This is a genomic window from Cupriavidus sp. 94F1 (assembly GCF_057798875.1).
This window is the reverse complement of record NZ_JBYOJT010000001.1, coordinates 504,088-530,309: the sequence shown is the minus strand read 5'-3', so window position 1 is coordinate 530,309 and position 26,222 is coordinate 504,088. Positions and strand designations below refer to the sequence as shown.

Sequence of the window (26,222 nt, the reverse complement as noted above, 5' to 3'; positions counted from 1 at the left end):
GGTCAGCACAACCGGAGACGAGCGATGCGTCTCGGAATGACGATTGTGCTAAGGGCATCGGATGCCCCCAAGCTACTCCCCTTTTACTTCCCTCTTTGGAAGGGATCGTGGCCGCCGGAAAGCTCCGGCGATCACGTTGGAGGCGATTATAAGGGAACTACGAAAAAAATGTTGCACTGCCGGGGTGGGGTTTGTATGTATCAAGTTCAAGACATGAATGCCGTGCGATTCAGTTTGTAAAGTGATGCAACGTGCCACGCACGCATAAGCATATGCACCTATCCTATCTGGATCGGTTCGGCAGGTGTGCACCAGACCTGACAGGCGCGCACCCCTGACCACCGCTGGCAAGCATCGGATGCCGGCGCCGCCGCTTTGAGAGGGATTCACCGTAGTGCCCATCGACAACAAGGAAACGTCATGCCGGCCCCCACTACGCTTCAGACGCCCGACACCCATTCGACCCGCAACAACTCCCGCAACAACTCCCATCATCAGAACGGCCACGCTACGCCGGACATGGCGCCGGAGCCGCGCATCGTGGTCGGCAACGGCCATGTTCGGCCCGGGGTGGTCCCGCACCCGGAATTCGTGCAGCAATACCGCGAGGACAACGGCGCGCTGCGCGCCGAGATCGAGGAAGGGCTGCGCCTCAGCCAGGCGCGCATCAGCCCGAAGTTCTTCTACGACGTGCTGGGCTCCCGGCTGTTCGAGGCCATCACCGACCTGCCCGAGTACTACCCGACCCGCACCGAGGCGTCGATCTTTGCCACGGCCGCGCCCGCCATCGCCGCACGGGCGGGCAGCGGCTGCGTGCTGATCGACCTGGGCGCCGGCAACTGCCAGAAAGCGGCGCGCCTGTTTCCAAGCCTGCAGCCGGCCCAGTACGTGGCGCTCGATATCTCGGTGGAATTCCTGCGCGGCACGCTGGCCGCGCTGCAGCAGCAGAATCCACAGATCCCGATGCTGGGGCTGGGGGCCGACCTGTGCGGGCCGCTCGACCTGCCCTCCAGCGTCAAGCGCTGCCGCCGGCTGTTCTTCTATCCGGGCTCCAGCATCGGCAACTTCGCCCCGATCGACGCCCTGGCGCTGCTGCAGCGGCTGCGGGCTGCGGCGGGCCCGGGAGACGGCGTGCTGATCGGCGTGGACCTGTACAAGGACGCCGACACGCTGGTGGCAGCCTATGACGATGCCCTGGGCGTGACCGCCGCGTTCAACCGCAACGTGCTGCGCAACGTGAACCGCATCGTAGGCAGCGACTTCGCGCTGGCCGACTGGCGTCACGCGGCCACGTTCGATACGCAGGCATCGCGCATCCAGATGCATCTGCAGGCCGAGCGCGATGTGACCGTGCGCTGGCCCAACGGCGAACGGCGGTTCGCGGCCGGCGACCGCATCCATACCGAGGACTCGCACAAGTATCGGCCGGATGACTTCGCGATCCTGCTCGAAGCGGCCGGCTTTACCGACCCGGTCAGCTGGACCGATCCGCGCGGCTGGTTCGCCGTATTTCACGCGCGCGGCTGACGATCGGCACGAAGGGGAAAGGCTGGCGGTAAGCCGCGCCGCCAACAGGGTGAAAGGGCGGGGGGCGGAACGCGTTGGCGCGCGGTGTCATAATGCGCGCAGCCGGCCCGGCCGGCACCGATTCCCACCCTTTGTCACGGATACCTCGATGAGCGGCTTTTCCATGCTTCCCGATCTCCACTTCACCGGCGGCACGGCGGCCTGGCCTGACGCGCGCCGGCTGCCGCGCGAGGGGTTGGCACAGGCATTGGTGGAGTCGCGCAACCGCACGCTCGCGTGGCTGGGTGCCTTCGGCGTGACCCGCAAGGGTTGGACCGTGCAGCGTCAGTACGACACCAATCCGCCGCTGTGGACGCTCGGCAATATCGCCTGGCACGCCGAATGGTGGTGCCTGCGCGGTGTGCGGCACCTGGAGCAGGGCGGTATCCGCCTGCCGGTGGCCAGCGAGCCGTCCTTGCTCGATGGTGCGGACGAATGGTTCGATCCCGAGCGGATCGGTCCGGATGAACGCTGGGAGATCGCGCTGCCCGACGTGGCGGTGGTGAAGCAATACGCCACGCAGGTGCTCGACGGTCTGCTGCGGCGCATCGCGCTGCTGCCCGACGACGGCGACGCCACGCTGTATCCGTTCCGCCGCGCGCTGTACTACGAGGACGTGCAGGGCGAAACAGTGGCCACGCTGCTGCAGGCTCTGGAAGTAGCGCCGGTCGAGCCGGCATCGATCTCGCCGGCGGCGGCCGTGCAGTCTGCGGGCACGCTGCACTTTCCCGGTGGCAATTTCACGCAGGGCTGGCCGGAAGCCGACGGCTTTGCCTGGCCCGACGAATTGCCGGCGCAGAAGGTCTACGTCCCCGCGTTCGAGATGGACGCCGCGCTGGTGACCAACGCCCAGTTCCTGGAATTCGTGGAGGATCGCGGCTACGAGCATCCGTCGTACTGGTCGGCCGCCGGCCGGCAATGGCTGATGACGCAGGAGCGTTCGGCGCCCCGCTACTGGTCGCGCCATGCGGTCAGCCGCAGCTGGGTGGCGTCGCGCTTCGGCACGGAGCGCACCCTCAATCCCGACGAGCCGGTGCGGCACGTCACGCTGTTCGAGGCCCAGGCGTGGTGCGTCTGGGCCGGACGCCGCCTGCCGCAGGAAGTGGAATGGGAGCTGGCGGCCGTGCAGAATCGCGGGCTGCAATGGGGCACGTTGCGGGAATGGACGGCTACCCCGTACGAGCCGTACCTGGGCTTTGCCGCCGAGCCGACCGATGGCGAGATCATCGGCCGCTTCGGCACGCACCAGGCCGTGCGCGGGGTGTCGTTCGCCAGCCCGTCGCGCCTGCGTCATGTGCGGGCCCGTACGGCCCTGCTGCCCGAGGACGATGTGTCCTTCGTCGGGTTCCGGACGTGCGCGATGTGAACGAACGCGCGGCAACAAGAAAAGAGAAAAGGCACCCGAGGGTGCCTTTCTTGCGTTCCACCACCGGCCGGCTGGCCGGCAGGGGATCAGCGATCAGCGATCAACGCTCGTAGCGCGAACGGCTGTTGCCGTTGCGTTGGCCGCCAAAGCCGCCGCGATCACCGCCACGGTCGCCAAAGCTGCGGTCGCCGAAGCTGCGCTCGCCACCAAAGCCACGGTTGCCGTCGCGTTGCTGGCCGTCGCGGTTGCCGTACGAACGCTGCTCGCCGCCGAAGCTGCGGTCGCCGAAGCTGCGTTGCTGGCCCTGACCCTGGCCCTGGCCACGGTAGCCGCCGTTGCCGCGGTTGCCGAAGCCGCCGCGGTCGCCGAAACCACCGCCATTGCCACGGTCGCCGAAGCCGCCGCCGTTACCCCGGTCGCCAAAACCACGGTTGCCGTCGTTGCTGAAGCGGCGCTCGCCAAAGCTGCGTTCGCCGCCTTCGCGGTTGCCGCCGTTGTTGCCACGGTAGCCGCCGCCGTTGCCGGCGCCATTGCCGCTGCGATAGCCACCGCCGCTGTTGCCGCGGAAGCCGTCACGGCCGCCCGGCTTGCCGCCGAAGTTCGAACGCGGCTTCGGCGAACGGCGCGGCTCCAGGCCTTCGATCACCGATGCGTCGATGCGGTGGTTCGTGAAACGCTCGATACGGCGCCACTGGAACATGTCGCCATGGTTCACCAGGTTGATGGCGATGCCCGAGCGGCCGGCACGGCCCGTACGGCCGATACGGTGGACGTAGTCTTCCGCCTGCTTGGGCAGGTCGAAGTTCACCACGTGGGTGATATCGGGCACGTCGATGCCGCGTGCGGCCACGTCGGTAGCCACCAGCACGCGCAGGTTGCCGCGGCGCAGGGCCGTCAGCGTGCGGTTGCGCGCACCTTGCGTCATGTCGCCGTGCAGGGCGCCGGCCGCGAAGCCGGTGTCCGACAGGCGCTCGGCCAGCGAATCGGCGTCACGCTTGGTGGCGGTGAACACGATGGCCTGCTTCAGCGACGAATCGCGCAGCAGGTGGTCCAGCAGGCGCTCCTTGTGCGACATGTCGTCGGTGAAGTGCAGGCGCTGCTCGATGTTGCTGTGGTCGGCGCGCGCGGCGGCGATCTCGATGCGTTGCGGGTCGCGCAGCTGGCGCGACGCCAGCTGGCCGATACGGGCGTCCAGCGTGGCCGAGAACATCAGCGTCTGGCGCGATGCCGGCGTGGCGGCCACGATGGCGTCGATATCGTCGGCAAAGCCCATGTCGAGCATGCGGTCGGCTTCGTCGAACACCAGCATGTCGAGCGCGGACAAGTCGATGCGGCCGGCTTCGATGTGGTCCAGCAGACGGCCCGGCGTTGCCACCAGGATGTCCGGCATGCGCGACAGCATGGCCAGCTGCTTCGGATAGGGCATGCCGCCCAGGATGCTGGCGCACACGATGCGGCGCAGATGGCGGCCGTACTTGGCGGCGGCCTCGGTGACCTGCAGGGCCAGTTCACGCGTCGGCGTCAGCACCAGCAGCGACGGCTGGGCGGCGGCCGGACGGGGGCGCTTGCCCTTCATGCGCTTGGCCGGTTCGGTCGGACGATTCGGCGCGGGCTTTTCGCTGATGCGCTGGATCGCCGGCAGCATGAACGCGGCGGTCTTGCCGGAACCGGTCTGGCTCGAGACCAGCAGGTCGCGGCCAGCCAGGAAGGCGGGAATGGCCTGGGCCTGGACCGGGGTGGGGTTGTTGTAGTTGGCTTCGGCCAGGGCGCGCAGGATGGCGGGGTCCAGGCCAAGCTTTGCGAAACCGCTTTCCGGTGCGTCCGACGCTTGCGCGGCCGGGGCTGCATCGGCATTGAGCATGGCGTCGAGCTTGTCGAGCGGGCTCACGGCAGCGGCGGGCGTGGCAGTGGTGTCGGCGGCGGAAGCAAAAGGTTGCTCCGCACGGAAGTCTTCGTGCTGGGTCATGTCGTACGTATTAAATATGCATGGCACCCCAGGGCATTGTGCGCAAAGGGGTGGGCGCAAGTGCAAAGTCTTAAAAAGGCTTCGGCGCCAATCGGTAGGCCGTTCGACAGACTCAGCTGGCAAGACGGCGGCAGGCAGGGGGCGGCAGGCGATTCAAGCAAACCGGCCGATTATCCCTGGCAGGCAAACAGCAATTCGGGCTGTTATCAGGATCGGAGACGAGGCAGCGTCAGGTGAGCGGTGCGTTCTGGCCAGGCACCTGTCTGATACTTCGTGTGATGACAGAGGCAGGGAGCAGATCTTGGGAGGTAGCGGATACGCCACGGCAGATTGCCGGACGGCGCGGTGCGGGACTCACAGTGCGAAACTCACGGCGCGCAGTATAGCAGAACGCTGAATTTTTTGTTGCACCGCGCAAGCGGGAAATATCCGGAACATCGTAAGCAAACGTAAATGAAAGCGGCCGGGGCATCGCTTGCATGTCGGGGCCCGGTGCCTATACTCCAGACGCGGGCATCGATGCCCGTACGGGGCGGACGATAAACAGTCCCGCTGACATTGCCTTTGGCAAGGTTCGCTTGCCGCTCGGCTCCGGCATTGCGGTCATTGATGCCACCGCCAGGTTTCCTCCGACTGTCCGGGTGGTCCGGATGGGCGTCCGCTTCATGGGCGGAATCCATGGGAAACATGCTTGGCACAGGAATGACCGGAAGCAGCCGGTGACGCAGACCCAGGAAGTCCGGGCCCGTCCGCAACCAAAGCCCGCCAATTGCTTGGCGGGCTTTTTCTTGTGATGCGACCCGTGCCGCTGGCGTGCCGGTCTACTTGCGCACGGGTGTGGTCTCCCGCGCCTGCCCTGCCACCTGCGAGGTGCCGGGGAATCCCTCCGGATACTGGACCAGCCGCGTAAGCGCGGGGCGTCGGTGCGCCTGCCAGCGGTAGCTGCCGGCCAGCCGCGCGCCGCCGATGATGGCGGTCATGGCCTCGCGATCGAGGTCCATGTTTTCCGACAAATCCTTGATGACGATGACTGCCATGGCGATCTCCAGCATGCGGGCCTTGCCGCGGCCGGCCGGAATGGCACCGGTCGGGCAGCGCCGGGGCAGGCGCGGGCCCGATTCAGTATAGGCGAGCGGTCCTGTCGCATGCGCCGGGCACGCGACAGGACCGCTCCTGGACGCGCGGCGTTCAAGCCACTGCCAGGTTGCCGCCCCATTGCGTCGGCTTGACGTTGAGCGCGAGGTGGCCCAAGTCGACGCCGACGATCTTGTTGTTGTTGAAGGCGGCGACGTTCACCTGCTGGAACTGCTGCACGCTCTGGTTGATGTTGACGTTGACCAGCGGGCCGGCGGCGGCAATCTTGCCGAACCAGTCCGTGCCGCCGCGGATGGCGCACAGCGATTGTTGGTCGAGGTCCTTGCTGACGGCAAGGTCGCGGACGATGATCGATGACATGATGGACTCCTGGATGCGAATTCAGCGGGTCGGGTCTGCGGCGGGCGGCGGGCTCGAGGCCGGCGCCCGCCGCTGGCGGCGGACTCAGGCGTTGTTCTGCGCGTACTGGTTCGTTGTCGCGTTGTTGCGCAGATGGTCCTGGAAGGCCGAACCGTTGCCGAAGTAGTTGCCCACCTGCTGCATCTGCTGGTTCTGCTGGTCGATCTTGACGTGCGAATCGAACGACAGCTTCACCGGGGCGTAGACGCTGGTCCACGGGGCGATCAGGCCCAGGCCGCCGCGTACCGACTGCATGCGGGCGGCTTCGAGGGTGGTGGTGCTGGACAGGTCGAGGATGGTCAGGGTGCTCATGGCAGTCTCCTAATGGGCGAGTGTGCGGGTGGTGCGGTGCGTGGATGCGAAAGGGGTGCTCAGACCGGGTGGTACACGTTGTTCTGTGCGGACTGGGTCGTGGTGACGTTGTTCGTCATGTGGTCCTGGAAGGCCGAGCCATTGCCGAAGTAGTTTTCCACCGATTGCATTTGCTGGTTCGACTGGGTGACGTTGAACACCTTGTCGACCGACAGCTTGAACGGGCTGTAGACGGTGGTGATCGGCAGGATGGCGATGCCGCCGCGTACGGCATTCAGTGCCTTGGCGTCGAGGGTTTCGGTCGAGGACAGGTCCTTGATGGTCAGCGTGGTCATGATGGTTCTCCTGGATAAGGAAGGTGCTGCGTTGGGTCTGGGTGATGAGCATCGGGTTGGTGTCGCGCTCGGACCAGATATCGCAGCAAGCGTGCCAGCGCGTGCCATGGCCACGGAAAAAGTCTGCGGAGCGTTGTGGGACAAGGGTTTGCGCGGAAGGCGCACGATGCGCGCCGGCAGGGCGGGGGTGCGTGACCCCCGCGGAGTGATGGGGCGGCGCCAACAGAAAGGTGTCGGGTGTCGGGCGGACGGCAACGTCCGGGGCGTGCCGGACCACAGGGCGGCATTGCGGATGGCCGGAGTGCGCACTAGTATCCATCGAAGGCAATGTGCCGTGACGCAACGGTTCCGCCTCCAGTGCCGCCTCCAAAGCGCCACTTGTCAGCGCCACCAGTCGGCAACCAATGTCGGGATGCACCGGATGTCCAGCCTGACCGAACTCATACGGAATTTTCAGAGCGGGAGCCTGAGCCGCGACGAATTCCTCGCATCGGTGGATACGGCCCTGAAGGACGATCAGACCGACTCCACCCAGTTTGCCCGCGTGCTTTCCGAGGAGCACACACGCTTTCCGTTGCCGCCGGCTGTCTACGCCGAAGTCATGCATCGCATCGACTCGCACGTGGCCACGCAGTTCGACCCCGCTGGCGCGGCGCGGCACGATGCGCGCAGCGATGGGCGCACCGAGCTGCCCGGCGAGGAAACCGGCGAGGAAACGCGCATCGAGCCTGAGCCAGGGAATCGGCCGATGCCGGCGACGGGGTTCACCGGCACCACTGGCAGCGGCATGACTGGCGGCGGGTACACCGGCAACACGGGCACCGGCAACACCGGCAGCCATACGGGTGGCAACACGGCGGGCGCCACCACCGGCGGACACAGCGGGCACTTCACCGGCGGCTTCATCCCGTCCGGTCCGACAAAGGGTGTGGGCGATACGCTGAACGGCCGCTTCGTGCTCGAAGAGTGCCTGGGCGTGGGCGGCATGGGCACGGTGTACAAGGCGCTCGACCTGCGCAAGCTCGAAGCATCGGACCGCAAGCCCTATATCGCCATCAAGGTGCTGAACATGCAGTTCAGCGGGCATCCGAAATCGCTGATCGCGCTCCAGCGCGAGGCGCGCAAGGCCCAGCAGCTGGCCCACCGCAATATCGTCACGGTGTACGACTTCGACCGCGACGGCCCCACGGTCTTCCTGACCATGGAATACCTGCAGGGCAAGTCGCTCAACCGTGTGCTGCGCTCGCCGGATTTCCAGGGGCTGCCTTATGCGAAGGCGATGCCGATCATCGTCGGCATGGGCAGCGCGCTGGCCTACGCGCACGAACGCGGCTTCGTGCATTGCGACTTCAAGCCGGCCAATGTCTTCCTGACCGATCGCGGCGAGGTCAAGGTGATCGACTTCGGCATCGCGCGGGGCTTCCAGCAGCCTGCCGACGACGCCGACCAGACCGTGTTCGATCCGGGGTCTCTGGGCGGCATGACGCCGGCCTACGCCAGCCCCGAGATGTTCGAGCACCGCGAGCCCGATCCGCGTGACGATATCTACGCGCTGGGCTGCGTCAGCTATGAACTGCTGACCGGTCGGCACCCGTACAACCGCGTGTCGGCCACGGAGGCGCGCGCAAAGAACCTGAAGCCCGAGCCACCGAAGACACTGTCGCGCGGACAGTGGAAGGTGCTGCGCCAGGCGCTGTCGCTGGACCGCGCGACCCGCACGCCCACGGTCAAGCAATTCCTGGCCGGGCTGGGCGGCGAAGCGCAGGCCACCAGCCTTCGCCTGCCCGTGATCGCGGGCAGCGTGATCGCCGGCGTGGCGCTGGCCACGGGGGTGCTGGTGTACCTGTGGCGCAGCCACATGCCGCCGACGGAAAGCGCACCGCCGGCCCAGGCCGCGGCGCCGTCCGCCACGCCCGCGCCGCCGGAAGAGGCGGTGCCAGTCAAGCCCGAAGCCGTCGCGCAGGTGATCGCCGCCACGCCGTGTTCGCTGCTGAGGGCCCGGATCGACGGCAATACGCTGCAGGTGGGCGGTTATGTCGGCGAACCGGCGCTGGGCGGCCTGCGCGACAAGCTGGGCAAGATCGCGGGCGTGCGCACGCTGAAGCTCGATGCCCAGCCGCTGACCAGCGACAAATGCGACGTGGTGAAGCTGGTGGCGCCGTACTGGTCAGGCAGCCGGAAGGCGGGCGAGCCCGCCGGCGCGGTACTGCGCACGCGCGGCGGGACGCAGCTGACCGAGGGCGCGCCGCTGGTGCTGGACATCAACACGCCGCCGCACGACTCGTATGTCTACGTCGACTATTTCTCGGCCGATGGCAAGGTGGCGCACCTGGTGCCCAGCGCGCGCATCCAGGGCAACCAGGCGCCGGCCAGCTACAGTGCGACCGTGGGCGACAGCGGCGACTGGGTCATCTCGAAGCCGTTTGGCACCGAACTGGTGGTGCTGCTTACCACGCCCGCGCCGCTGTTCACCGCACGGCGCCCCGAGTTCGAGACCCGCCAGGAGTACCTGAAGGCGCTGGAAAAGCCGCTGGCGCAGATGGCCAGCAAGCACGGGCGCGAGCAGGTCAGCGCGGACATCGTGCAGATCGCCACGCGCGCGAAGTAGCCTGCCAGCACAACGCGCCTGGGGCTACTTCGCCTCGCGCACCACACGGAAGCCGTTCTGCGACTGCCGCACGCTGGTGCTGTACTTGAAGCGCGTGGAGGACACCATGTAACTGGCCCCCTCGCGCCATGAGCCGCCACGTATCACGCGCGCGGTGCAGGCCGGCTCGTCCCATGCGCGACCATCGGTTGGCGCGTTCTTGTACGAACTGTGCCAGCAGTCGGCCACCCATTCCCAGACGCTGCCGTTCATGTCGTGGAGCCCGAACGGATTGGGAGCGAACGATCCGACATTGGCTGGCGCGGCATCGCTCCACGGATCGCCGCAATCCTTGCAGTTGGCGTTGCCCTTGCTCATCCGGTCGCCCCACCAGAATGCGGTGCTGGTGCCGCCGCGCGCCGCGTACTCCCATTCGGCCTCGGTGGGCAGCCGGTAGCTCTTGCCGGTGGTCTTCGACAGCCAGGCCACGTACTGCTGCGCGTCATCCCAGCTGATGTCGCGCGCCGGTGCCGTCCTGGCCTCGGGCGGATTGGCGGCGATGCGCGGGCAGGCGTTGGCATCGACGCAGGCATTCCATTGCTCGACCGTGACCTCGTATTTGCCGATGGCAAACGCGTGGCCCACGTTCACGTGATGCGGCGGTTTCTCGGCGGGGTCGCTGGTGTTGCTGCCCATCGTGAAGGCGCCGGGATTCAGCCCGATCATCAGCGGACACTGCGGACAGTCGCGCGATTCGCCGCCCTTGGCCTCGGCCGGCTTTGCCGCGCCGGACGCTGGGGCTTCCTTGCCTTCGGCCGGAAAGGTCACGGTGCCCTGCGCGATGTTGCCGCCGGTGCGGGTGCGGGTCTGGCCCGGGGCAGCGGCCGGCGGCGTGGGGGCAGGGGGCGGCCGGGTGGCGGCAGGCGGCGTGGACTCGGCCTTGGCCTGGGCCTTCGCGTCGGGCTTCGGCGGGGCTGATGACGTCGCCGGTGCCGGTGCCGATGCAGCCTGCGCGGGCGCACTGGCCTTGATGCGATCGAGCCGCGACCTGGCCAGCGCGGCGAAGCGTCCGTTCGGATACTGCTTCAGGTAGGCCTCGTAGTCGGCGGCGTAGTTGCTGTTCTTGATCGAATCCCAGAACGACAGTTCGTACTGCTCGTCGCTGTTTTTCGGCAGGATGCCGGCCGTCGCCGATGGCAACAGCGCGTTGCCGGCCTGGGCGATCCGGTCCCGCACGCTGCCCGGGGGCGGCCCGTGCGACGCGCCATCGATTCCTGCGCCGGTTTCCAGCAGCGCCAGCAGCGACGCGACGATTGCTTTCCGCCACATATTCACCCCCCTCAGAGTCGCCGCGCTGCGCGGTGTGGAGTTGCCGTGACGCGGTACCGGCCGTTTCAAGATAGCACAGCGTTTGTGGCGTGAAAGTTCGCTTTTTGAAGCCGGCCGACCTACGCTGTAGGACACATCGCCGAGCGCATCAAGAACATCGACCAAGAATCCGCTCCCGCGCGGGGTACCGTGTGCAGCGGACTGTTCTCCGGGAGGAGCCGCCATGTCCAGACGATCCCTGCTGCACGCGCTCGCGGCCACGTGTCTGGCCAACTGGACGACGCTGGCGATACCGCTGACGGCGGCCCCCAAGGGCGCCGAGGTCTATATCATCTGGCCCGGCGACGGCGCGGTCATCGATGGCGGCAAGCTCTGGGTGCGCATGGGGCTCAAGGGCATGGGCGTGTGCCCCAAGGGCATCGAGCGGCCCAACTGCGGACACCACCATCTGCTGATCGACGCCGACCTGCCGCCGATGGACAAGGAAATCCCGAACGATCGCAACCACCTGCACTTTGGCGCGGGAGAGACCGACGCGCGCATCGAACTGACCCCGGGCAAGCACACGCTGCAACTGCTGCTGGGCGACAGCAAGCATGTGCCGTTCGATCCGCCGATTTACTCCAAGAAGATCACGATCACGGTGCGCTAGCCACACAGGCGCGAACGGGGGAGCCATGACCCATTTCAGACCGATGCTTCTCGCGGGCATGACGTTGCTGTCCGCCGCTGCCTGGCTGCCGGCGGGCATGGCAGGTGCCGCCGATGCGTCGGCGCCGGCCGCGCATGCCGGCCATGCCTCGGCACCGGCCGCGGGCGCGGGCGCCACCCCGGCGTCGGGCCCCACGCCGGCGCCCCGGAACGCCTATCTCTATATCGGCTACCCCAACAACAATCAGACGCTGCCGGCCGGCAAGCCGATCAAGGTCTGGTTCGGGCTGCGCAACATGGGCGTGGCACCCAAGGACGTCAAGTATCCGAACACGGGCCACCATCACCTGCTGATCGACGTCGACCTGCCGCCGCTGGACAAGGAGATCCCGAACGACCGCAACCACCTGCACTTCGGCGCGGGCGAAACGGAAACCACGATCGACCTGCCGCCGGGCAAGCACACGCTGCAACTGCTGATGGGCGACGAGCGGCACATCCCGACCGATCCGCCGGTCTACTCGAAGAAGATCACGATCTATGTGAAATGACCGGCACCAGTCTCGGAGCGAAATGGCGGGGCGGTCCGCCTGTCTCCGGCGCGGCGCACAGCGATGTGCGCCGTTTTTTTTTTCGGCCCCAACGGTGGCGTGCCGGCTGTTGCAGCGGCGCCAACATGCTGCGACGGATTGGTGGGGTGCGGCCCAACACAGTCCGGGGCGCCGGCAGGCGGCCAGGCCAGGGCCGGTCCGGTGAGGTCGCCCGCCAGCCCTTGTCCTGCAACGATCTCCGTTTTTTTTCGGGGCCATGGCATGCGCTGGCACGCTTGCTGCGATATCTGGTCCGAGCGCGACACCAACCCGATGCTCATCACCCAGACCCAACGCAGCACCTTCCTTATCCAGGAGAACCATCATGACCACGCTGACCATCAAGGACCTGTCCTCGACCGAAATCCTCGACGCCAAGGCGCTGAAGGCCGTACGCGGCGGTATCGCGGTGTTTGCCCCGCGCACTTCGATCTTCACGCCGGTGAGCCTGTCGTTCGATTCGCACAAGACGATCACGCAATCGAACCAGCAGCTGCAGGACGTGGCCAACTACTTCGGCAACGGCTCCGCCTTCCAGGAACACATGCGCAACAACGTGACGACGAACCAGTACGCGCAGAACAACGCCTGATATTCGTACGGTTCAGGCGGCAGCGGCGCGCAGGCCGGCCAACCGGCCGCCGCCGCAACCGCCGCACGGGGAGCTTGCGCCGGGGACACCTCCGCCCCGGCGCTTTTCTTGCCCGTCGCATTGCCTTGCCCGCCGATTTCACCGGGCACGCACACCGAGGTTGGCGTCTGCCGCATGCCGACCCACAATACAGATCGAACGCCAGGACGCCCTGCCACGGTCCGATGGCGTTTCAAGCAGGAAGCCATCGTGAACGCATTCGCCCTTGCTCCGCGCCGCATGTCCCAGCTGTCGGGCGTGGCTTTGTCCGTGGCGCTGCTGGCCGGCTGTGCCGATTTCCGGCCCCCCGAGTACCACCGGCCCGAAACGCCGGCCAAGGCGGCCTGGACCCGCAACGAGTCCGTCACCGTATCGCCGGCCGAGACGATCCTGCCGAACTGGTGGCAGGGCTTTGGCGATCCCTACCTGGACCAGCTCGTGGCCAGGGCGCTATCGGGCAACTACGACATCAAGGTGCTGGCCGCCCGCATCCGCGTGGCCAACGCGCAGATTGCCGAGGCCCGTGCGGGGGCGCTGCCGGTGTTCGATATCGGCGCCGGCGTGGACATCAGCAAGACCACCGGGCAGCCGGTGTCGCGCACCTATAACCTGGGTGGCACCGTGAACTGGGACATCGACGTCTGGGGCAAGGTGGAAAAGGGCGTGCAGGCCCAGAGCGCCGAGTTTCGCGCCACCGAGGCCGACTGGCGCGCCGGCTATCTGTCGCTGGTCTCCGATGTGTCGATCACGTACTTCACGATCCTGCTGCTCGACGAGCAGGTGGCGCAGCAGCGCCATACGCTGTCGCGCAACAACGACATCCTGGGCACCTACAAGGCCATGCTGGCCAACGGCCTGCTGCCGCAGATCCGCGTGATGCAGCAGCAGGCCGAAATCAATCGCCTGACCAAGGACCTGCTGGAACTGAAGCGCTCGCGCGACGTGGCCGAAAACGCGCTGGCCACGCTGGTCGGCGTGCCGGCCGGCGAACTCAAGGTGCCGCCCGGCAAGCTGCAGGAGCGCATCAAGGTGCCCGTGGTGCCGGCCGGACTGCCTTCGCAACTGCTGGCGCGGCGCCCCGATATCGTCGCCGCCGAGTATCGCGTGCTGGCAGCCTACGACCTGGTCGGCCAGGCGCGCCTGGCGCAGCTGCCCAGCATCAGCCTGACCGCGCGCGGCGGCACCGCCAGCTTCGCGCTGTCCGACCTGATGAAGTCCTTCACCTTCGGCTTCATGCCCAGCATCAACCTGCCGATGCTGGACCCCAACGTGCGGGCCCGGGTGAAGACGACCGAGGCCAACGTGGGCGTGGTCGAGAACGAATACGGCCGCACCGTCATGACCGCGTTCGAGGAAGTGGAGAGTGCGCTGGTCAATGTCGATGCGCACAAGAAGCAGCGCGTGGAGCTGCAGCAGCAGGTGAGCCAGCTGCGCGTGGTGGGCGCGCAGATCGACGCCCAGGCGCGCGAGGGCATCGCGTCGCAACTCGACGTCTTCGAGTCCGAGCGTTCGCTGCTGACCGCCGAGCAATCCTTGTTGGGGGCGTACCAACAAATCCTGGCCGATACCGTCACGCTGTACAAGGCACTGGGCGGCGGCTGGCCCGACGTGGACGTGCGCAACAACCGCGTGGACACCGCCGTCGAGGCGGTGGCGCCGGCCGGTGCGGCGGCGTCCAAGGCGGCGCGTTAGCCGCAGCGGCGCACAAACCGTTTCAAGCCTGAAACCCGCATGGCGCTGGCGTTTGCGCAACGCTGCGCCGCAGCGCATTGACTCCCCCCAAGCGTGGCCTACTATGTTCTTACCCGTGACCTGCCGCCCCTTTGCCGACGCATGCCGACCCCGTCGCCGCGTTGGCGCGCGGTTGCGCGCCACAGGCTGCACTGTTGGCTCAGGTGAAACATGACGCGCGACGAAGCTCCCTTCATGGATGTGCCGGTCATGACGCCCCCCGCCGGCCAGGCATTCGATGTCCTGCTGATGCCCGTGTCGCGCCCGGAGCTCGGCGAGATCCGCATCGACGAGGACCTGTTCGCGATCGGGCGCGGCGAGGCGCCGTTTGCGGCGTATCCGACCGAAGCCGTGTCGGTGCTGTCCCGGCGGCACGCGCGCATCTTCTCGGAAGACGGCGCGGTGTATGTGGCCGACCTGGGCAGCAAGAACGGCACACGCGTCAACGGCGACAGCGTGGCGCAGCAGCCGGCGCGGCTCAGCGATGGCGACGAGGTGAGCTTCGGTGCGGACCTGGCCTATCGCGTGCGGCTCTATCCGCGTCCGGCAGAACCCGTGCCGCCCCGCGTGGCGGTCACGCTGACGCCGATGCGCGAGGACCTGGGCCTGCAGCCCGTGGTCATCACCGGCTTCCCCTTCATGGTCAACAAGGCGGACGAGACCTTTGCCCGCTATCGCGACCAGTATCCGCACCAGGTGAACTATCTGTCGCGCCGCCATGCACACGTGTACCTGAAGCACGGCGTGCCGTGGATCGAAGACCTGGGCAGCACCAACGGCACCTTTGTCAATGGTGTGCGGCTGCGCGACCAGTCGGTGCGGCTGGAGCCCGACGACGTGGTGGCGTTTGGCGGCAGCCACTTTGTCTACCGCGTGGGGATCGAACGCGAGACCGATGCCGATGCCACGGCCACCCGGACATCGCTGGCAGCGCCCGCCGCGTCCGCCCCGTCGGTCCCGTCCAATGCGTCCAATGCGTCCGACATGCCGCGCCAGGCCGCGCCGTGCGATGTCGATCCCGACAAGACCACCTTCGTGGGCGCGGCCGACTCCTTCCTGGACATCTTCTGCATGGACTATCGCGCCGCGCAGGAGGACGAGGTCAACCCCGAAGCCATGCCGGACGCGGCGGGCCCGGCCCATGCGTCGGCGCCGCGCGGGCGGATGACGATGATGGCGCTGGAGGCCATGCGCAGCTTCGGCATCCGCGACCGCCATCAACTGGAGCGTGCCGCGCGCGTGGCGATCCTGGTCATTGCCGTGCTGGTGATTGGCGGCGGCTATGTCTGGTGGCGCGGCGCGCCCGACAGGTCACTGCAGGCGCTGGTCGACGAAGGCAAGTACGTGCGCGCCGCGGAAGTGGCCGACAAGGTGCTGTCGCGCCACCCCGACGAGGCGCGCTACCAGGCGCTTGGCGCCGAGGCCCTGATGCGCGGCTACGTGCCGCAATGGTCGGCGCGGCTGCAGGCCAGCGATGCCGACGGCGCCAACGCGGTGCTTGGCGAGATGCGGGCGCGCAGCCAGCACAATGCTGACGGCCAGGCGCTGACCGGCCAGCTGGCCTGGGTGGCCGACCTGGAGCGTTACGTGGCCCAGCGCGGCGGCATCGACGGCCCGATCCGCATGTACGCGGACGAAGCGAAGATCCGCGACCTGCTGCGGCGCTGGGAGGACGACACGGCGTCGCACCAGCGGCTGCTTGGGCGCATCGCCAACGACGTGCCGTCGTTCCGCGACACCTACGCGCGCGCGCTGAGCGATCTGCGCCGGCTGCAGAACGACGAATCGGTGCTGCTGGCCGCCATCGACCGGCTCAACGCGGCCATCGCCACGGAACTGGGCCGCGACCAGCCCGAGGCGTTGCAGCCGATGCTGGCCGAATACAAGGACAAGTACCCGCGGCTGGTGGGGCTGGACAGCGTGGAGCGCGACCTGCACCAGTACACGGCGATGATCGAGGCGCTGCGCGTGCGGGCGCCGGGGCCGCTGGTGGCGCTGATGCAGAAGGCCAGCTTTGCCACGCCGCCGTTCCAGGCCGCCTATCAGAGACTCAAGGCCACGCGCCTGCCCGGCGACGACGTGCAGAAGCAGTACCTGGCGGCCAGCAAGGCATGGGAGCAGGGCGACGGCGTGGCTGCGCTGGCCGCGCTGAAGGCCGTCACGGCGGGGCCCTGGGCGGCCGATGTGGCGAAGGATGTTGCCCACAAGGAGCAGGTGCTGGCGCAGTACGGCGCCATCAAGGCCGCACGCGGATCGCCCGGCTATGAAGAACAGCTGCTGGCGTTCTACGAGTCGCTGGACCCGAAGACCGACGGCTACTTCGCCAGCAGCATCGACGCCGATGTGAACAGCATCCGCGACGCGGCGCTGCGGCGCGCCAACCAGCTGCTGAACCGTGCCGCCACGGCATGGCGCCAGTATCGCAATAACGGCCTGATTGCCGGCGAACAACGGCTCGAACCGGGTATCTCGGCCAAGTTCCGCTCGCAGGCCCGGTTGCTGGCCGATGCCCAGGACGATGCGCGCAAGGGGCTGCGCATCTACGCCCAGCTGAAGATCGAGGATTCGGCGCAGTGGAGCAAGATCCGCGACGACATCCAGGCCGAAATCGACACCCAGCGGCGGTCGCTCAATGACCTGCGCATGGTGCTGGACCCGGCGGTGCTCAAGGCCAAGCTGGCGCTGGTGGGCGAGGGCAGCAAGGAGGGCGGCAAGGACGGCAAGGCCGCGCCGGCCGGGACCGCGGCCACTGCCGCCGCCGTGAAGCCCGAAGCGGGGAGTACGCCATGAAGGACGAGAACCGCGACAACAGGCTTCGGCCGCTGACCGAGGCGCTGGAAGACCATAGCGCCGAAGGCATCGCGCTGCTCAGCGCCGAGCCGCGCCGGCTGACGCTGCTGGCCGTGGTGACCACGGGCGTGCTGGTGCTGTGCGCGCTGCTGTGGTCGTTCTTCGGCCACGCCGACGTGATCGTGACCGCGCAGGGCACGCTGGCGCCGGAGTCCGAGGTGCGGCGCTTCTACGCGCCGGTCGATGGGGAACTGGTCGATCTCTACGTGGCCGAGGGCCAGCCGGTGTCGAAGGACGACGTGGTGGCGCGGCTCAACGCGCGCGGCGCCATCGAGGCGGCGGCCAATGCGCTGCAGGCCCAGCTCAAGCTCGAAGACGCCGAGCGCGAATGGAAGCAGTTTCCGGAGCGCAAGGCCTTGCTGGAGCGCCGCGCGCTGGCGCTGAAGCAGCAGATCGAGCTCAATTCGCGCCAGCACGAGAACCGCCTGGCCGAAGGCACGACGCGGCTGGCCGAGCAACAGCGCGCGCAGTTGGCCGAGGCGCGCAGCAATCTGGAAAACGCGCGCCGCGCACGGGAATTCGCGCGGCAGGAGCAGGACCGCTATGCGCGGCTGTTCGCGTTGCCCGCCGGCGGCGGGGTGTCGCAATCGCAGGTCGAGGCCAAGCGCGCGGCCACGCAGGAGGCCGAGAACACCCTGCGCGTGGCGCAGTCGCGGCTGGCCGAGCTGGACGCGCGGCTGGCGCAGGAATTCACGCAGGCCAGCGCGCAGCTGGAAGGCAGCGGCCAGGAACTGGCCAGCCTGCGCGTGCAGTACGACGCCGCCGTGCGCGAGATCACCAGCACCGAGGACAAGCTGCGGCTGCAGGTGCAGACGGCCCGGCTGGTGGCCGATGCCGCCGCACGCATCAAGTTCGAGAACATCGACAAGGACAACTTCCTGCTGATTCTGGCGCCGGTGTCGGGCGTGATTACCGATGTCACGTCCACCCAGCGTGGCGACAAGGTGCAGGCCAATACGCCGCTGGGCGGCATCGCGCCCAAGGATGCCCGGCCGATGCTGCGCATCGAGATTGCCGAGCGCGACCGCGCCTTCCTGCGCGAGGGGCTGCCGGTCAAGCTCAAGTTCAGCGCGTTTCCGTACCAGCGGTACGGCCTGATCGCGGGCACGCTCGAATACATCTCGCCGGCCACCAAGCCGTCGGGCCCCGACAAGCAGCCGGTGTACGAGGGCCGCGTGCGGCTGGCGCAGGACTACTACAGCGTGGCCAGCAACAAGTATCCGTTGCGCTACGGCATGACCGCCACGGCGGAGATCGTGGTGCGGGAAAGACGCCTGATCGACCTGGGGCTCGATCCATTCAGGCAGGTCGCGGGTTGAACGTTGAGGAGAGGGCGATGACAGCCATCGTACGCATCGACGAAGAAATGATCGGCGTCGACGAATTCGTGAGGGTCCTGAAGCTGACCGGCCAGTTCGAAGGGCTGGTGGAGCAACTGGTGCGCGACAAGCTGACCGCCCACGCGGCGCGCCGCCAGGGCCTGAAGCTGACGCCTGAGGAAGTGCAGGAGCGCGCCGACCAGTTCCGCCGCGTGCATGGCCTGCACCGGGCGGCAGACATGAACCACTACCTCGACGCGCTGAACATCACGCTCGACGAGTTCGAGACCTTCATCACCGACAGCCTGTACCAGGAAAAGATGATGGAGCAGGTGTGCACGGACCAGGCGGTGGAGTCGTACTTCCAGCTCAATTCCCCGAAGTTCGACAGCATCGAGGTCAGCCATATCGTGGTGGACACCGAGGGCAAGGCAAAGGAACTGGTGTCGTACCTGCAGGACGATCCCGATGCGTTTGCCGAGATGGCGCGCGAGCATTCGATCGCCGATACGCGCGAGCAGGGGGGCGACATCGGCAAGGTGCTGCGCGGATCGCTCAAGGGCGACATCGAGGCCAAGGTGTTCAACGCCGAGGCCGGCGACCTGCTGGGGCCGTTTCCGGCGCCCGACAAGTCGTTCTTCGAGGTCTTCCTGGTGCGCGCCAAGCATCCAGCCCGGCTGGACCCCGACGTGACCGTGGAGATTCGCCGGCTGCTCCGCGAGGAATGGCTGATGGCCAGGGCGCAGGAACATGTCATCGAAGCCCGCTAGCGAGGTGGCGGCGCCGGCCGCTGCCGCAGCCCCCGCGCCGCCCGCCGGACAGTCGCTGGCCGACTTCCTGGCCACGGTGGAGATCCTGTCGCCGTTGTCGCGCGACGAGATCGAGCGGCTGGCCGCCAGCGCCCGCACGCTGCATTTCGGCTTTGGCGACACGGTCTGCAATGCGGGCGAGCCGGCGGACGGCATTTTCATCGTGCGCAGCGGCTCCGTGCGCGTGTTCAACGAGGAGCATGGCAAGGAAATCAGCATGGGCGTGCGCAAGACCGGCGAGGTGTTTGCCGATATTGCGCTGCTGCGCGAGTACCGGCACGAGTCGTCGGTGCGGGCATCGGGCAAGACCGAGCTGATCACGATACCGCGCGCCGTTGCCGAACCGACGGTGGGCGGCAACCCGGCCGCGCTGGCCTTTATCACCAGCTACGTGGCCATCAGTTCGGCGGGGGGCTTCGTGGCGCGGCTGTTCGACCTGCGCGGTAAGCTCGACAAGCTGGAGCTGGAAGACGCCGTGCGCAGCGTGGGCGTCAAGCGCGTGGCGGCAGGCAAGGAAATCCTGCAGCAGGACGGGCGCGAGGATCGGCGTCTGTATGTGGTGCGCCAGGGCACGGTGCGCATCGTGCGCGAGGAGGACGGCGACACGTTCCAGCTGGCCACGCTGGGACAAGGCGAAATCTTCGGCGAGCGCGCCTGCGTGATGCGCCAGGAGCAGATCGCCTCGGCCATCGCCGAGACCGACACGCGGCTGCTGGTGATCCCCGAGAAGACGGTGCAGTTGATCCTGGAGCGCAACGCGCGGCTGCGCGAGGTGCTGGAAGAGCGCATCCGCACCGTGGATCGGGAATTACACCGGCAGAAGAAGCTCGCCGAGCGCCGCAAGCGGCCGGTGCTGCTGGACCTGCACTCGAAGCCCGCGCTGGGCGAACGGCTGATCCGCCGCTTCGCGCTGGTGGAGCAGGCCGAGGAGATGGACTGCGGCGCTGCCTGCCTGGCGATGATCTGCCGCCACTATGGCGTTCCCATGACGCTGGGCAAGTTGCGCGAACTGGCCAATGTGACCACGGCCGGCGCCACGCTCGATAGCCTGGCGCGGGCGGGCGAATCGCTGGGCTTCACCACGCGCGGCGTGCAATGCACGCGGGATGCGCTGACCGGCTTCGAGCTGCCGTTCATCATCCACTGGGAGGGCTACCACTACGTGGTGGTCTACGGCGTGTCGTCGCAGCACGTGTGGGTGGCGGACCCGGCCATCGGCTTCCGCAAGATGAGCGCCGAGGAGTTCGAGCGCGGCTGGAGCGGCACCTGCCTGCTGTTCTCGCCCGGTACGCAGATGAACGAACTGGCGGTGTCGCGCTCGCCGTGGCTGCGTTTCATCGGCTACCTGTCGCCGTACAAGCGCATCCTGGCGCATCTGTTCCTGGCCACGTTCGTGATCCAGGTGCTGGGCGTGGTGCCGCCGCTGATCATCCAGAACATCCTCGATGGCGTGGTGGTGCACCAGAACATCGGGCTGCTGCACCTGCTGATCCTGGGGCTGGTGATCTCGAACGTGTTCACGCAGCTGATGGTCACCATCCGCGCGTACCTGGCGAACTTCATGGTCCGGAACATGGATTTCGCGATGATGTCGCACTTCTTCAAGCACACGCTGTCGCTGCCGCTGTCGTTCTTTGCCAAGCGCAAGACCGGCGACATCTTCGCGCGCTTCCAGGAAAACCAGACCATCCGCGCATTCCTGACGGAGTCCACGGTGACCACGGCGCTGAACCTGCTGATGGTGTTCATCTACTTCAGCATCATGTTTCTCTACAACGTGAAGCTGACGCTGCTGCTGATTGCGTTCGTGATCCCGATTGCCGCGCTGACCGTGGTGGTCACGCCCAAGGTGAAGGGCTACGCGCGCGAGGTGTTCGCGGCATCGACCGATGCCAAGGCCTACCTGATGGAAACGCTGGGCGGCGCGGAGACCGTGAAGGGCATGGGGATCGAACGCCCGGTGCGGCTGCGCTGGGAGCGCAAGTACGCCAAGGCGCTGGACAAGCAGTACCAGGCGCAATCGTTCCATATCCTGGTGGGGCTGGTCAGCCAGGTGCTGAACGCGGCCACCACCATCACGATCCTCTGGGTGGGCGCCACGCTGGTGCTGGAGCGCGAACTGACGATCGGGCAGCTGATCGCGTTCAACGCCTTCATGGGCAGTGTGCTGGCACCGCTGATGGGGCTGGTGGCGCTGTGGGGCCAACTCAACGATGCCGGCGTGGCGATGGAGCGGCTGGGCGACGTGCTGGACCTGGAGCCGGAGCAGAAGCCGCAGGACGTGATGTCGCGCGTGTCGCTGCCGGACCTGCAGGGCGAGATCCAGTTCGACGGCGTGTACTTCCGCTATGGCGGCGAGGACACCGCCTACGTGCTGGAGAACATCAGCTTCCATATGCGGCCGGGCGAGATGGTGGCCATCGTCGGCCGCAGCGGGTCGGGCAAGACCACGCTGGCCAAGCTGCTGGTGGGCTTCTACAAGCCGACCGACGGCACCATGAAGGTGGACGGCTACGACATGAACGTGATCGACACCGAGTTCTTCCGTGCCCAGGTAGGGTATGTGATGCAGACCAACCTGCTGTTCTCGGGCACGGTGGCCGAGAACATTGCCTGCGGCGACGACAGCCCGGACCGGCGCCGCATCGAGGAAGTGGCCAAGATGGCCGACGCCCACGCGTTCATCTCGAAGCTGCCGCTCGGCTACGAGCAGGTGGTGGGCGAGCGCGGCATCGGGCTGTCGGGCGGGCAGATCCAGCGGCTGTGCATCGCGCGGGCGCTGTATCACGGCCCGCGGCTGCTGGTGTTCGACGAGGCCACGTCGGCGCTGGACACGCAGTCGGAGAGCAACATCCTGGCCAATATGCAGGAGATCCTGAAGGGCCGCACGGCCGTGATCATCGCGCACCGGCTCAGCACCATCATGCAGGCCGACAAGATCCTGGTGCTGTACGAAGGCGGCATCGTGGAACAGGGGCGGCACGAGGAACTGCTGGAACGGCGCGGCATGTACTACCAGTTGGTCCAGAAGCAGTTGAGCGCGGCATGAAGCTATACAACCCCACCCCCGTCACCTCGGCCGTATCGTTCGCGGGCCTGATCGAGCGGATCGAGATCCTGCGCTCCACGCTGCGCTGGTCGTCGCGGCTGGAGCGGCCCGACATCGAGAAGCTGCTCAAGCAGGCCACTACACTGCGCGACGAGGTCATGGGCCTGTCGCACAAGGAACGCTTTGTGGCGGCGGCGTCGGCCACGGGCGAGGCGGGGGCCGACGAGGCGGTGGTCGAGCCGGTGGAGATGTCGGCCCGCGAGCGGCGGCAGGCGCTGATGGAGCGCAGCTTTATCTTCGAGGGCACGTTCGGCGACAACCCCAGGCTGCTCGAATCGCTGGAAATCGCCGAGAAGGCTGCGCCGACCGACCTGCCCGTGCTGATCGACGGCGAAAGCGGCACAGGCAAGGAGCTGATGGCCAAGGTGATCCACGCCAACGGCCTGCGCAACGACAAGCCGTTCATCTCGGTCAACTGCGGCGCGATTCCCGACAGCCTGCTCGAATCGGAACTGTTCGGCCACAAGAAGGGCGCGTTCACCGGCGCGGCCAACGACCGGCGCGGCAAGTTCGAGAGCGCGCATACGGGCACCATCTTCCTGGACGAGATCGGGGAATTGCCGCTGACCGGGCAGGTGAAGCTGCTGCGCGTGCTGGAGGCACACGAGATCCAGCGGGTGGGCTCCGACGAGGTGATCGCCGTCGATACGCGCATCGTCGCGGCCACCAACAAGGACCTGCGCCGGATGAGCCAGGAGGGCACGTTCCGCGAAGACCTGTTCTACCGGCTCAGCGTGATCCACGTGACCCTGCCGGCCCTGCGGGAACGGCGCGACGAAATCCCGCTGCTGGTGGCCTACTTCGGCGACGAGGCGGCCGGCCAGCTCAAGCGGCGGCCGCTGAAGCTGACGCCCCGGCTGCGCGACTTCCTGCTGCACTACGAGTACCCGGGCAATATCCGCGAACTGCGCAACCTGATGTACCGGCTGTCATGCCTGGCCGGCGACACGGCCGATTTCGCCCACCTGCCCCAGGACATCCGCCCCCGGCCGACGGGGCTGCAGGCCGTGGCAGCCGCGGGCGGCAAGGCAACGGTAACCGACCTGAGCACGGCCACATCGCTCAGCGAGGCCAAGCGCGCCGCCAGCGACGAGGCCGAAAGGGCCTTCCTGGAACGCGGGCTGCAGGAAGTCGGGGGAACCGTGGCCGAACTGGCGCGCCGCTTCGACATGAACCGGTCGCACGTCCAGATGCTGCTGAAGAAGCACGGCATCCACTCGAAGGATTTCCGGAACAACCGGCAGGCGGATGGGAAGTAGGGCGGGGCGATCTTTCGGATGCAGGGCTTCTTCAGTCATTGCCATGCGAAACGTCCGCAATGCGTGCTGCGTTTGCGCTGCCTCAAACCTCCGGATCAAACCTCCGGATTCAGCAGCGTCATGTCCGATCCGCCGCCGATGTCCTCGGCGCGGATCACCACTACCGACACGTTGTCGCGGCCGCCGTTGTCGAGCGCCTGCTTGACCAATGCATCGGCGGCAGCCGCCGGATCGGCGATGCCCGGGGCCAGCAGCGCAGCGATCTGGTCGTCCTCGACTTCGTTGCTGAGACCGTCGCTGCAGAGCATGAACACGTCGCCATCGCCGATCTCCAGCGTCAGCCGTTCCAGATCCAGCGTGGGTGCCGCACCCACGGCGCGCGTGATGGTGTTGTGGGCGGGATGGTGCTTGGCCTCGTCGGCCGTAATGAGCCCGCGCGCCTTGAGCCGTTCCACCTGGCTGTGATCGCGCGACAGCTGCTTCAGGTGGCCGTCGCGGAGCAGGTACAGCCGGCTGTCGCCGGCCCACAGGCAACTGCAGCGGCGCTCGCAGACCAGCAGCATCACCACGGTGCTGCCGATCACGCGCACCTTCATCCGCAGCGCTTCCTCGATCAGCAACTGGTTGACGGTCTGCATGGCAAGGCGCGCGTTCTCGACGGCGCCATCGAGGCTGTCGGGCTCGGGCAGCGCCGATAGCGCCTGGATGATCGCGCGGCTGGCGAAGTCGCCCACCGCGTGGCCGCCCATGCCATCGGCCACGGCCCAGATGCCGCGCTCGGGCATGGCCAGGCAGGCGTCTTCATTGCGTGCCCGCACCCGTCCGACGTCTGTGCAGGCGGCCGAAGTCCAGCGGAATTGCGATACGCAGGTCACGGCATGCTCCAGCGCGGGCCGATACCGGCTTGCGCGTATGGCGCCCACGGGGCGCCGGGAATTTGGAAGTCACCGCGAAAGCCCTGCCGGATGCTGCAGGGCTCAGACCAGCCGTCCCTTGTTGCGGGCGTCCATGCCGGCATCGACCGTGATATTCGAATTCGGCGCCGTGTTCTGGACGTTCACGTTCTGGAACTGGTTGTTCATCTGATCAGCATAGAAGCTGTAGTTGATCTCGTAAAAGTTCACGACGGGTAACGCGCTGGGGCGTGCCGCCACATAAGGCTGGATCCAGCCGAACACCCACGGCGCGCCGCCGCCCCGCACGGCCGACATGGCCCGGAAATCCAGTGCGCGCTGGGTGTTCAGGTCGCGGATGGTGAGCGTAGCCATGATGGTCTCCTGAGGCTGGCATCGAAAGGGTCTGCGCTTAAGGAGCAAACGGTGTGCCACGGCGCCGTTGTGATGATTGGCGCGCATGCCGTACCCATTGTGCGAGCCATGTGCGGCATTGGCCGGAACACGCGTTGGGCACGCGCCAACAGTCGGCCGGAACTGGTGGGGCGGCGCCGTCAGCATGCGGCCGCCAGGCGTTGGCCGGGCGCTGACGTCCGTCTGCTGGCTGGCCTCGCCCCAATGCCGGTCACCCGCCAACACAATGCGGCCAACGCTGTTGGGCATACGCCGACAAATTCGCGCGGTTCGCATTTGCCGAATCGCCGCCAGCCGTTGTCCCGCCGTCGATCCGGTGCTCTGGCACGCTTGATGCGGTTGGGTAGGCACCGACGCAGCCCTGACTGCCAGCCACCGACACCGAACCGAGACCTGCCATGAACGCCCAAGACCAACAACAAGTCAGCCGCCTGGAAGATGCCTACCTGCCCGGCGCCCATCTCGTGACGGAACGCAACGGCTACGCGCACCATGGCATCTACGTCGGCCAGGGCCGCGTCATCCACTACGCCGGCTTCTGCCACGCGCTGCACGCGGGCCCCGTGGAAGAAACCACGCTTGAACAGTTTGCCGACGGTCACGGCGTGACGGCCAAGTCCGAACCGTGCGCCCGCTACCTGGGCGCCGAAGCCGTGTCGCGCGCCCGCAGCCGCCTGGGCGAGAACCGCTACCACCTGCTGACCAACAACTGTGAGCACTTCTGCACGTGGTGCCTGCTGGGCCAGCCCCGCAGCGAACAGGTGGAAACCTGCCTGCGCAACCCCGGCACCGCAATGGTCATCGTGCTGCAGATGGCGCTGGCCCTGCTGTCGAGCCTCCACCTCGCCAGCCTGCACGCCGCCTGATCCATCGCCAGCACTCCACCGCCAAAGGGGCCCGCCATGTCCGGACTGATCGATTGGGAAAACTGTACCGCCCGCAGCGGCCGCGCCTGCCACCGCGCCTGCGGCCAGCAGGGGGACGCCGCCCGGGTCCGCCGGCGAAGGCGCC

Annotated in this window: 21 protein-coding genes; 13 read left to right on the top strand and 8 right to left on the bottom strand. The window is 67.3% G+C overall.

Features of this window, described 5'->3' with window-relative positions:
• Positions 1–420 precede the first annotated feature (420 nt).
• Both egtD and AC3FJ6_RS02390 read left to right on the top strand, forming a co-directional pair.
• Positions 421–1,527 carry an L-histidine N(alpha)-methyltransferase gene (gene egtD / locus AC3FJ6_RS02395; RefSeq protein ID WP_488770532.1) on the top strand — a complete coding sequence of 369 codons (1,107 nt, stop codon included), beginning with the start codon at positions 421–423 and terminating at the stop codon, positions 1,525–1,527.
• Between the two features lie 148 nt (positions 1,528–1,675).
• The gene (locus AC3FJ6_RS02390; protein ID WP_400391863.1) at positions 1,676–2,932 is read left to right on the top strand and encodes an SUMF1/EgtB/PvdO family nonheme iron enzyme; all 1,257 of its coding nucleotides are present in this window, start codon (positions 1,676–1,678) and stop codon (positions 2,930–2,932) included.
• 100 nt (positions 2,933–3,032) lie between these two features.
• Here AC3FJ6_RS02390 and AC3FJ6_RS02385 read toward each other — a convergent pair whose 3' ends face one another.
• From AC3FJ6_RS02385 to AC3FJ6_RS02365, 5 genes are all read right to left on the bottom strand, one after another.
• Positions 3,033–4,898, bottom strand: coding sequence for a DEAD/DEAH box helicase (locus AC3FJ6_RS02385; RefSeq protein WP_488770531.1), 1,866 nt, complete (start codon positions 4,896–4,898; stop codon positions 3,033–3,035).
• A gap of 821 nt (positions 4,899–5,719) precedes the next feature.
• A complete protein-coding gene (locus tag AC3FJ6_RS02380) occupies positions 5,720–5,935 on the bottom strand; it encodes a hypothetical protein (RefSeq protein ID WP_488770530.1) in 216 nt (71 codons plus the stop codon).
• Positions 5,936–6,086: 151 nt separating this feature from the next.
• Positions 6,087–6,353, bottom strand: a complete 267-nt coding sequence (locus tag AC3FJ6_RS02375) for a hypothetical protein (protein ID WP_153945506.1) — start codon at positions 6,351–6,353, stop codon at positions 6,087–6,089.
• Between the two features lie 84 nt (positions 6,354–6,437).
• A complete protein-coding gene (locus AC3FJ6_RS02370) occupies positions 6,438–6,704 on the bottom strand; it encodes a hypothetical protein (RefSeq protein WP_400391872.1) in 267 nt (88 codons plus the stop codon).
• A 59-nt stretch (positions 6,705–6,763) separates the two neighbouring features.
• Complete coding sequence (locus AC3FJ6_RS02365; protein ID WP_153945504.1) at positions 6,764–7,039, bottom strand: hypothetical protein; 276 nt, start codon at positions 7,037–7,039, stop codon at positions 6,764–6,766.
• A 421-nt stretch (positions 7,040–7,460) separates the two neighbouring features.
• On the opposite strand from AC3FJ6_RS02365, the gene AC3FJ6_RS02360 reads away from it, so the two are divergent.
• A complete protein-coding gene (locus AC3FJ6_RS02360) occupies positions 7,461–9,647 on the top strand; it encodes a serine/threonine protein kinase (RefSeq protein WP_488770529.1) in 2,187 nt (728 codons plus the stop codon).
• Between the two features lie 24 nt (positions 9,648–9,671).
• Here AC3FJ6_RS02360 and AC3FJ6_RS02355 read toward each other — a convergent pair whose 3' ends face one another.
• Positions 9,672–10,955: a formylglycine-generating enzyme family protein gene (locus AC3FJ6_RS02355; RefSeq protein ID WP_488770528.1), complete on the bottom strand. Its 1,284-nt coding sequence runs from the start codon at positions 10,953–10,955 to the stop codon at positions 9,672–9,674.
• 223 nt (positions 10,956–11,178) lie between these two features.
• On the opposite strand from AC3FJ6_RS02355, the gene AC3FJ6_RS02350 reads away from it, so the two are divergent.
• The 9 genes from AC3FJ6_RS02350 (at position 11,179) to AC3FJ6_RS02310 (ending at position 23,904) form a co-directional block, all read left to right on the top strand.
• Positions 11,179–11,607 (top strand): DUF4399 domain-containing protein, encoded by a 429-nt coding sequence (locus AC3FJ6_RS02350; RefSeq protein WP_488770527.1) that lies wholly within the window; start codon positions 11,179–11,181, stop codon positions 11,605–11,607.
• Between the two features lie 97 nt (positions 11,608–11,704).
• A complete protein-coding gene (locus AC3FJ6_RS02345; RefSeq protein WP_488770781.1) occupies positions 11,705–12,157 on the top strand; it encodes a DUF4399 domain-containing protein in 453 nt (150 codons plus the stop codon).
• Between the two features lie 364 nt (positions 12,158–12,521).
• Complete coding sequence (locus AC3FJ6_RS02340) at positions 12,522–12,788, top strand: hypothetical protein (protein WP_488770526.1); 267 nt, start codon at positions 12,522–12,524, stop codon at positions 12,786–12,788.
• Positions 12,789–13,067: 279 nt separating this feature from the next.
• A complete protein-coding gene (locus tag AC3FJ6_RS02335) occupies positions 13,068–14,519 on the top strand; it encodes an efflux transporter outer membrane subunit (RefSeq protein WP_488770780.1) in 1,452 nt (483 codons plus the stop codon).
• A gap of 210 nt (positions 14,520–14,729) precedes the next feature.
• Complete coding sequence (locus AC3FJ6_RS02330; RefSeq protein ID WP_488770525.1) at positions 14,730–17,348, top strand: FHA domain-containing protein; 2,619 nt, start codon at positions 14,730–14,732, stop codon at positions 17,346–17,348.
• Complete coding sequence (locus tag AC3FJ6_RS02325; protein ID WP_153945499.1) at positions 17,345–18,727, top strand: HlyD family secretion protein; 1,383 nt, start codon at positions 17,345–17,347, stop codon at positions 18,725–18,727. The genes AC3FJ6_RS02330 and AC3FJ6_RS02325 overlap by 4 nt, the downstream gene beginning before the upstream one ends.
• 17 nt (positions 18,728–18,744) lie before the next feature.
• Complete coding sequence (locus AC3FJ6_RS02320) at positions 18,745–19,497, top strand: peptidylprolyl isomerase (RefSeq protein ID WP_488770524.1); 753 nt, start codon at positions 18,745–18,747, stop codon at positions 19,495–19,497.
• A complete protein-coding gene (locus tag AC3FJ6_RS02315) occupies positions 19,478–22,585 on the top strand; it encodes a peptidase domain-containing ABC transporter (RefSeq protein ID WP_488770523.1) in 3,108 nt (1,035 codons plus the stop codon). The genes AC3FJ6_RS02320 and AC3FJ6_RS02315 overlap by 20 nt, the downstream gene beginning before the upstream one ends.
• Positions 22,582–23,904 (top strand): sigma-54 interaction domain-containing protein, encoded by a 1,323-nt coding sequence (locus AC3FJ6_RS02310; RefSeq protein WP_488770522.1) that lies wholly within the window; start codon positions 22,582–22,584, stop codon positions 23,902–23,904. Before AC3FJ6_RS02315 ends, AC3FJ6_RS02310 begins: the two co-directional genes overlap by 4 nt.
• Before the next feature lie 95 nt (positions 23,905–23,999).
• On the opposite strand, the gene AC3FJ6_RS02305 is transcribed toward AC3FJ6_RS02310, so the two are convergent.
• Together AC3FJ6_RS02305 and AC3FJ6_RS02300 are read right to left on the bottom strand one after the other, a co-directional pair.
• Positions 24,000–24,779 (bottom strand): PP2C family protein-serine/threonine phosphatase, encoded by a 780-nt coding sequence (locus tag AC3FJ6_RS02305; protein WP_488770521.1) that lies wholly within the window; start codon positions 24,777–24,779, stop codon positions 24,000–24,002.
• A 102-nt stretch (positions 24,780–24,881) separates the two neighbouring features.
• Positions 24,882–25,172: a hypothetical protein gene (locus tag AC3FJ6_RS02300; RefSeq protein WP_153945492.1), complete on the bottom strand. Its 291-nt coding sequence runs from the start codon at positions 25,170–25,172 to the stop codon at positions 24,882–24,884.
• Between the two features lie 437 nt (positions 25,173–25,609).
• Between AC3FJ6_RS02300 and AC3FJ6_RS02295 the strand changes: the two genes are divergently transcribed.
• Positions 25,610–26,077: a lecithin retinol acyltransferase family protein gene (locus AC3FJ6_RS02295; RefSeq protein WP_153945491.1), complete on the top strand. Its 468-nt coding sequence runs from the start codon at positions 25,610–25,612 to the stop codon at positions 26,075–26,077.
• Positions 26,078–26,222 lie beyond the last annotated feature (145 nt).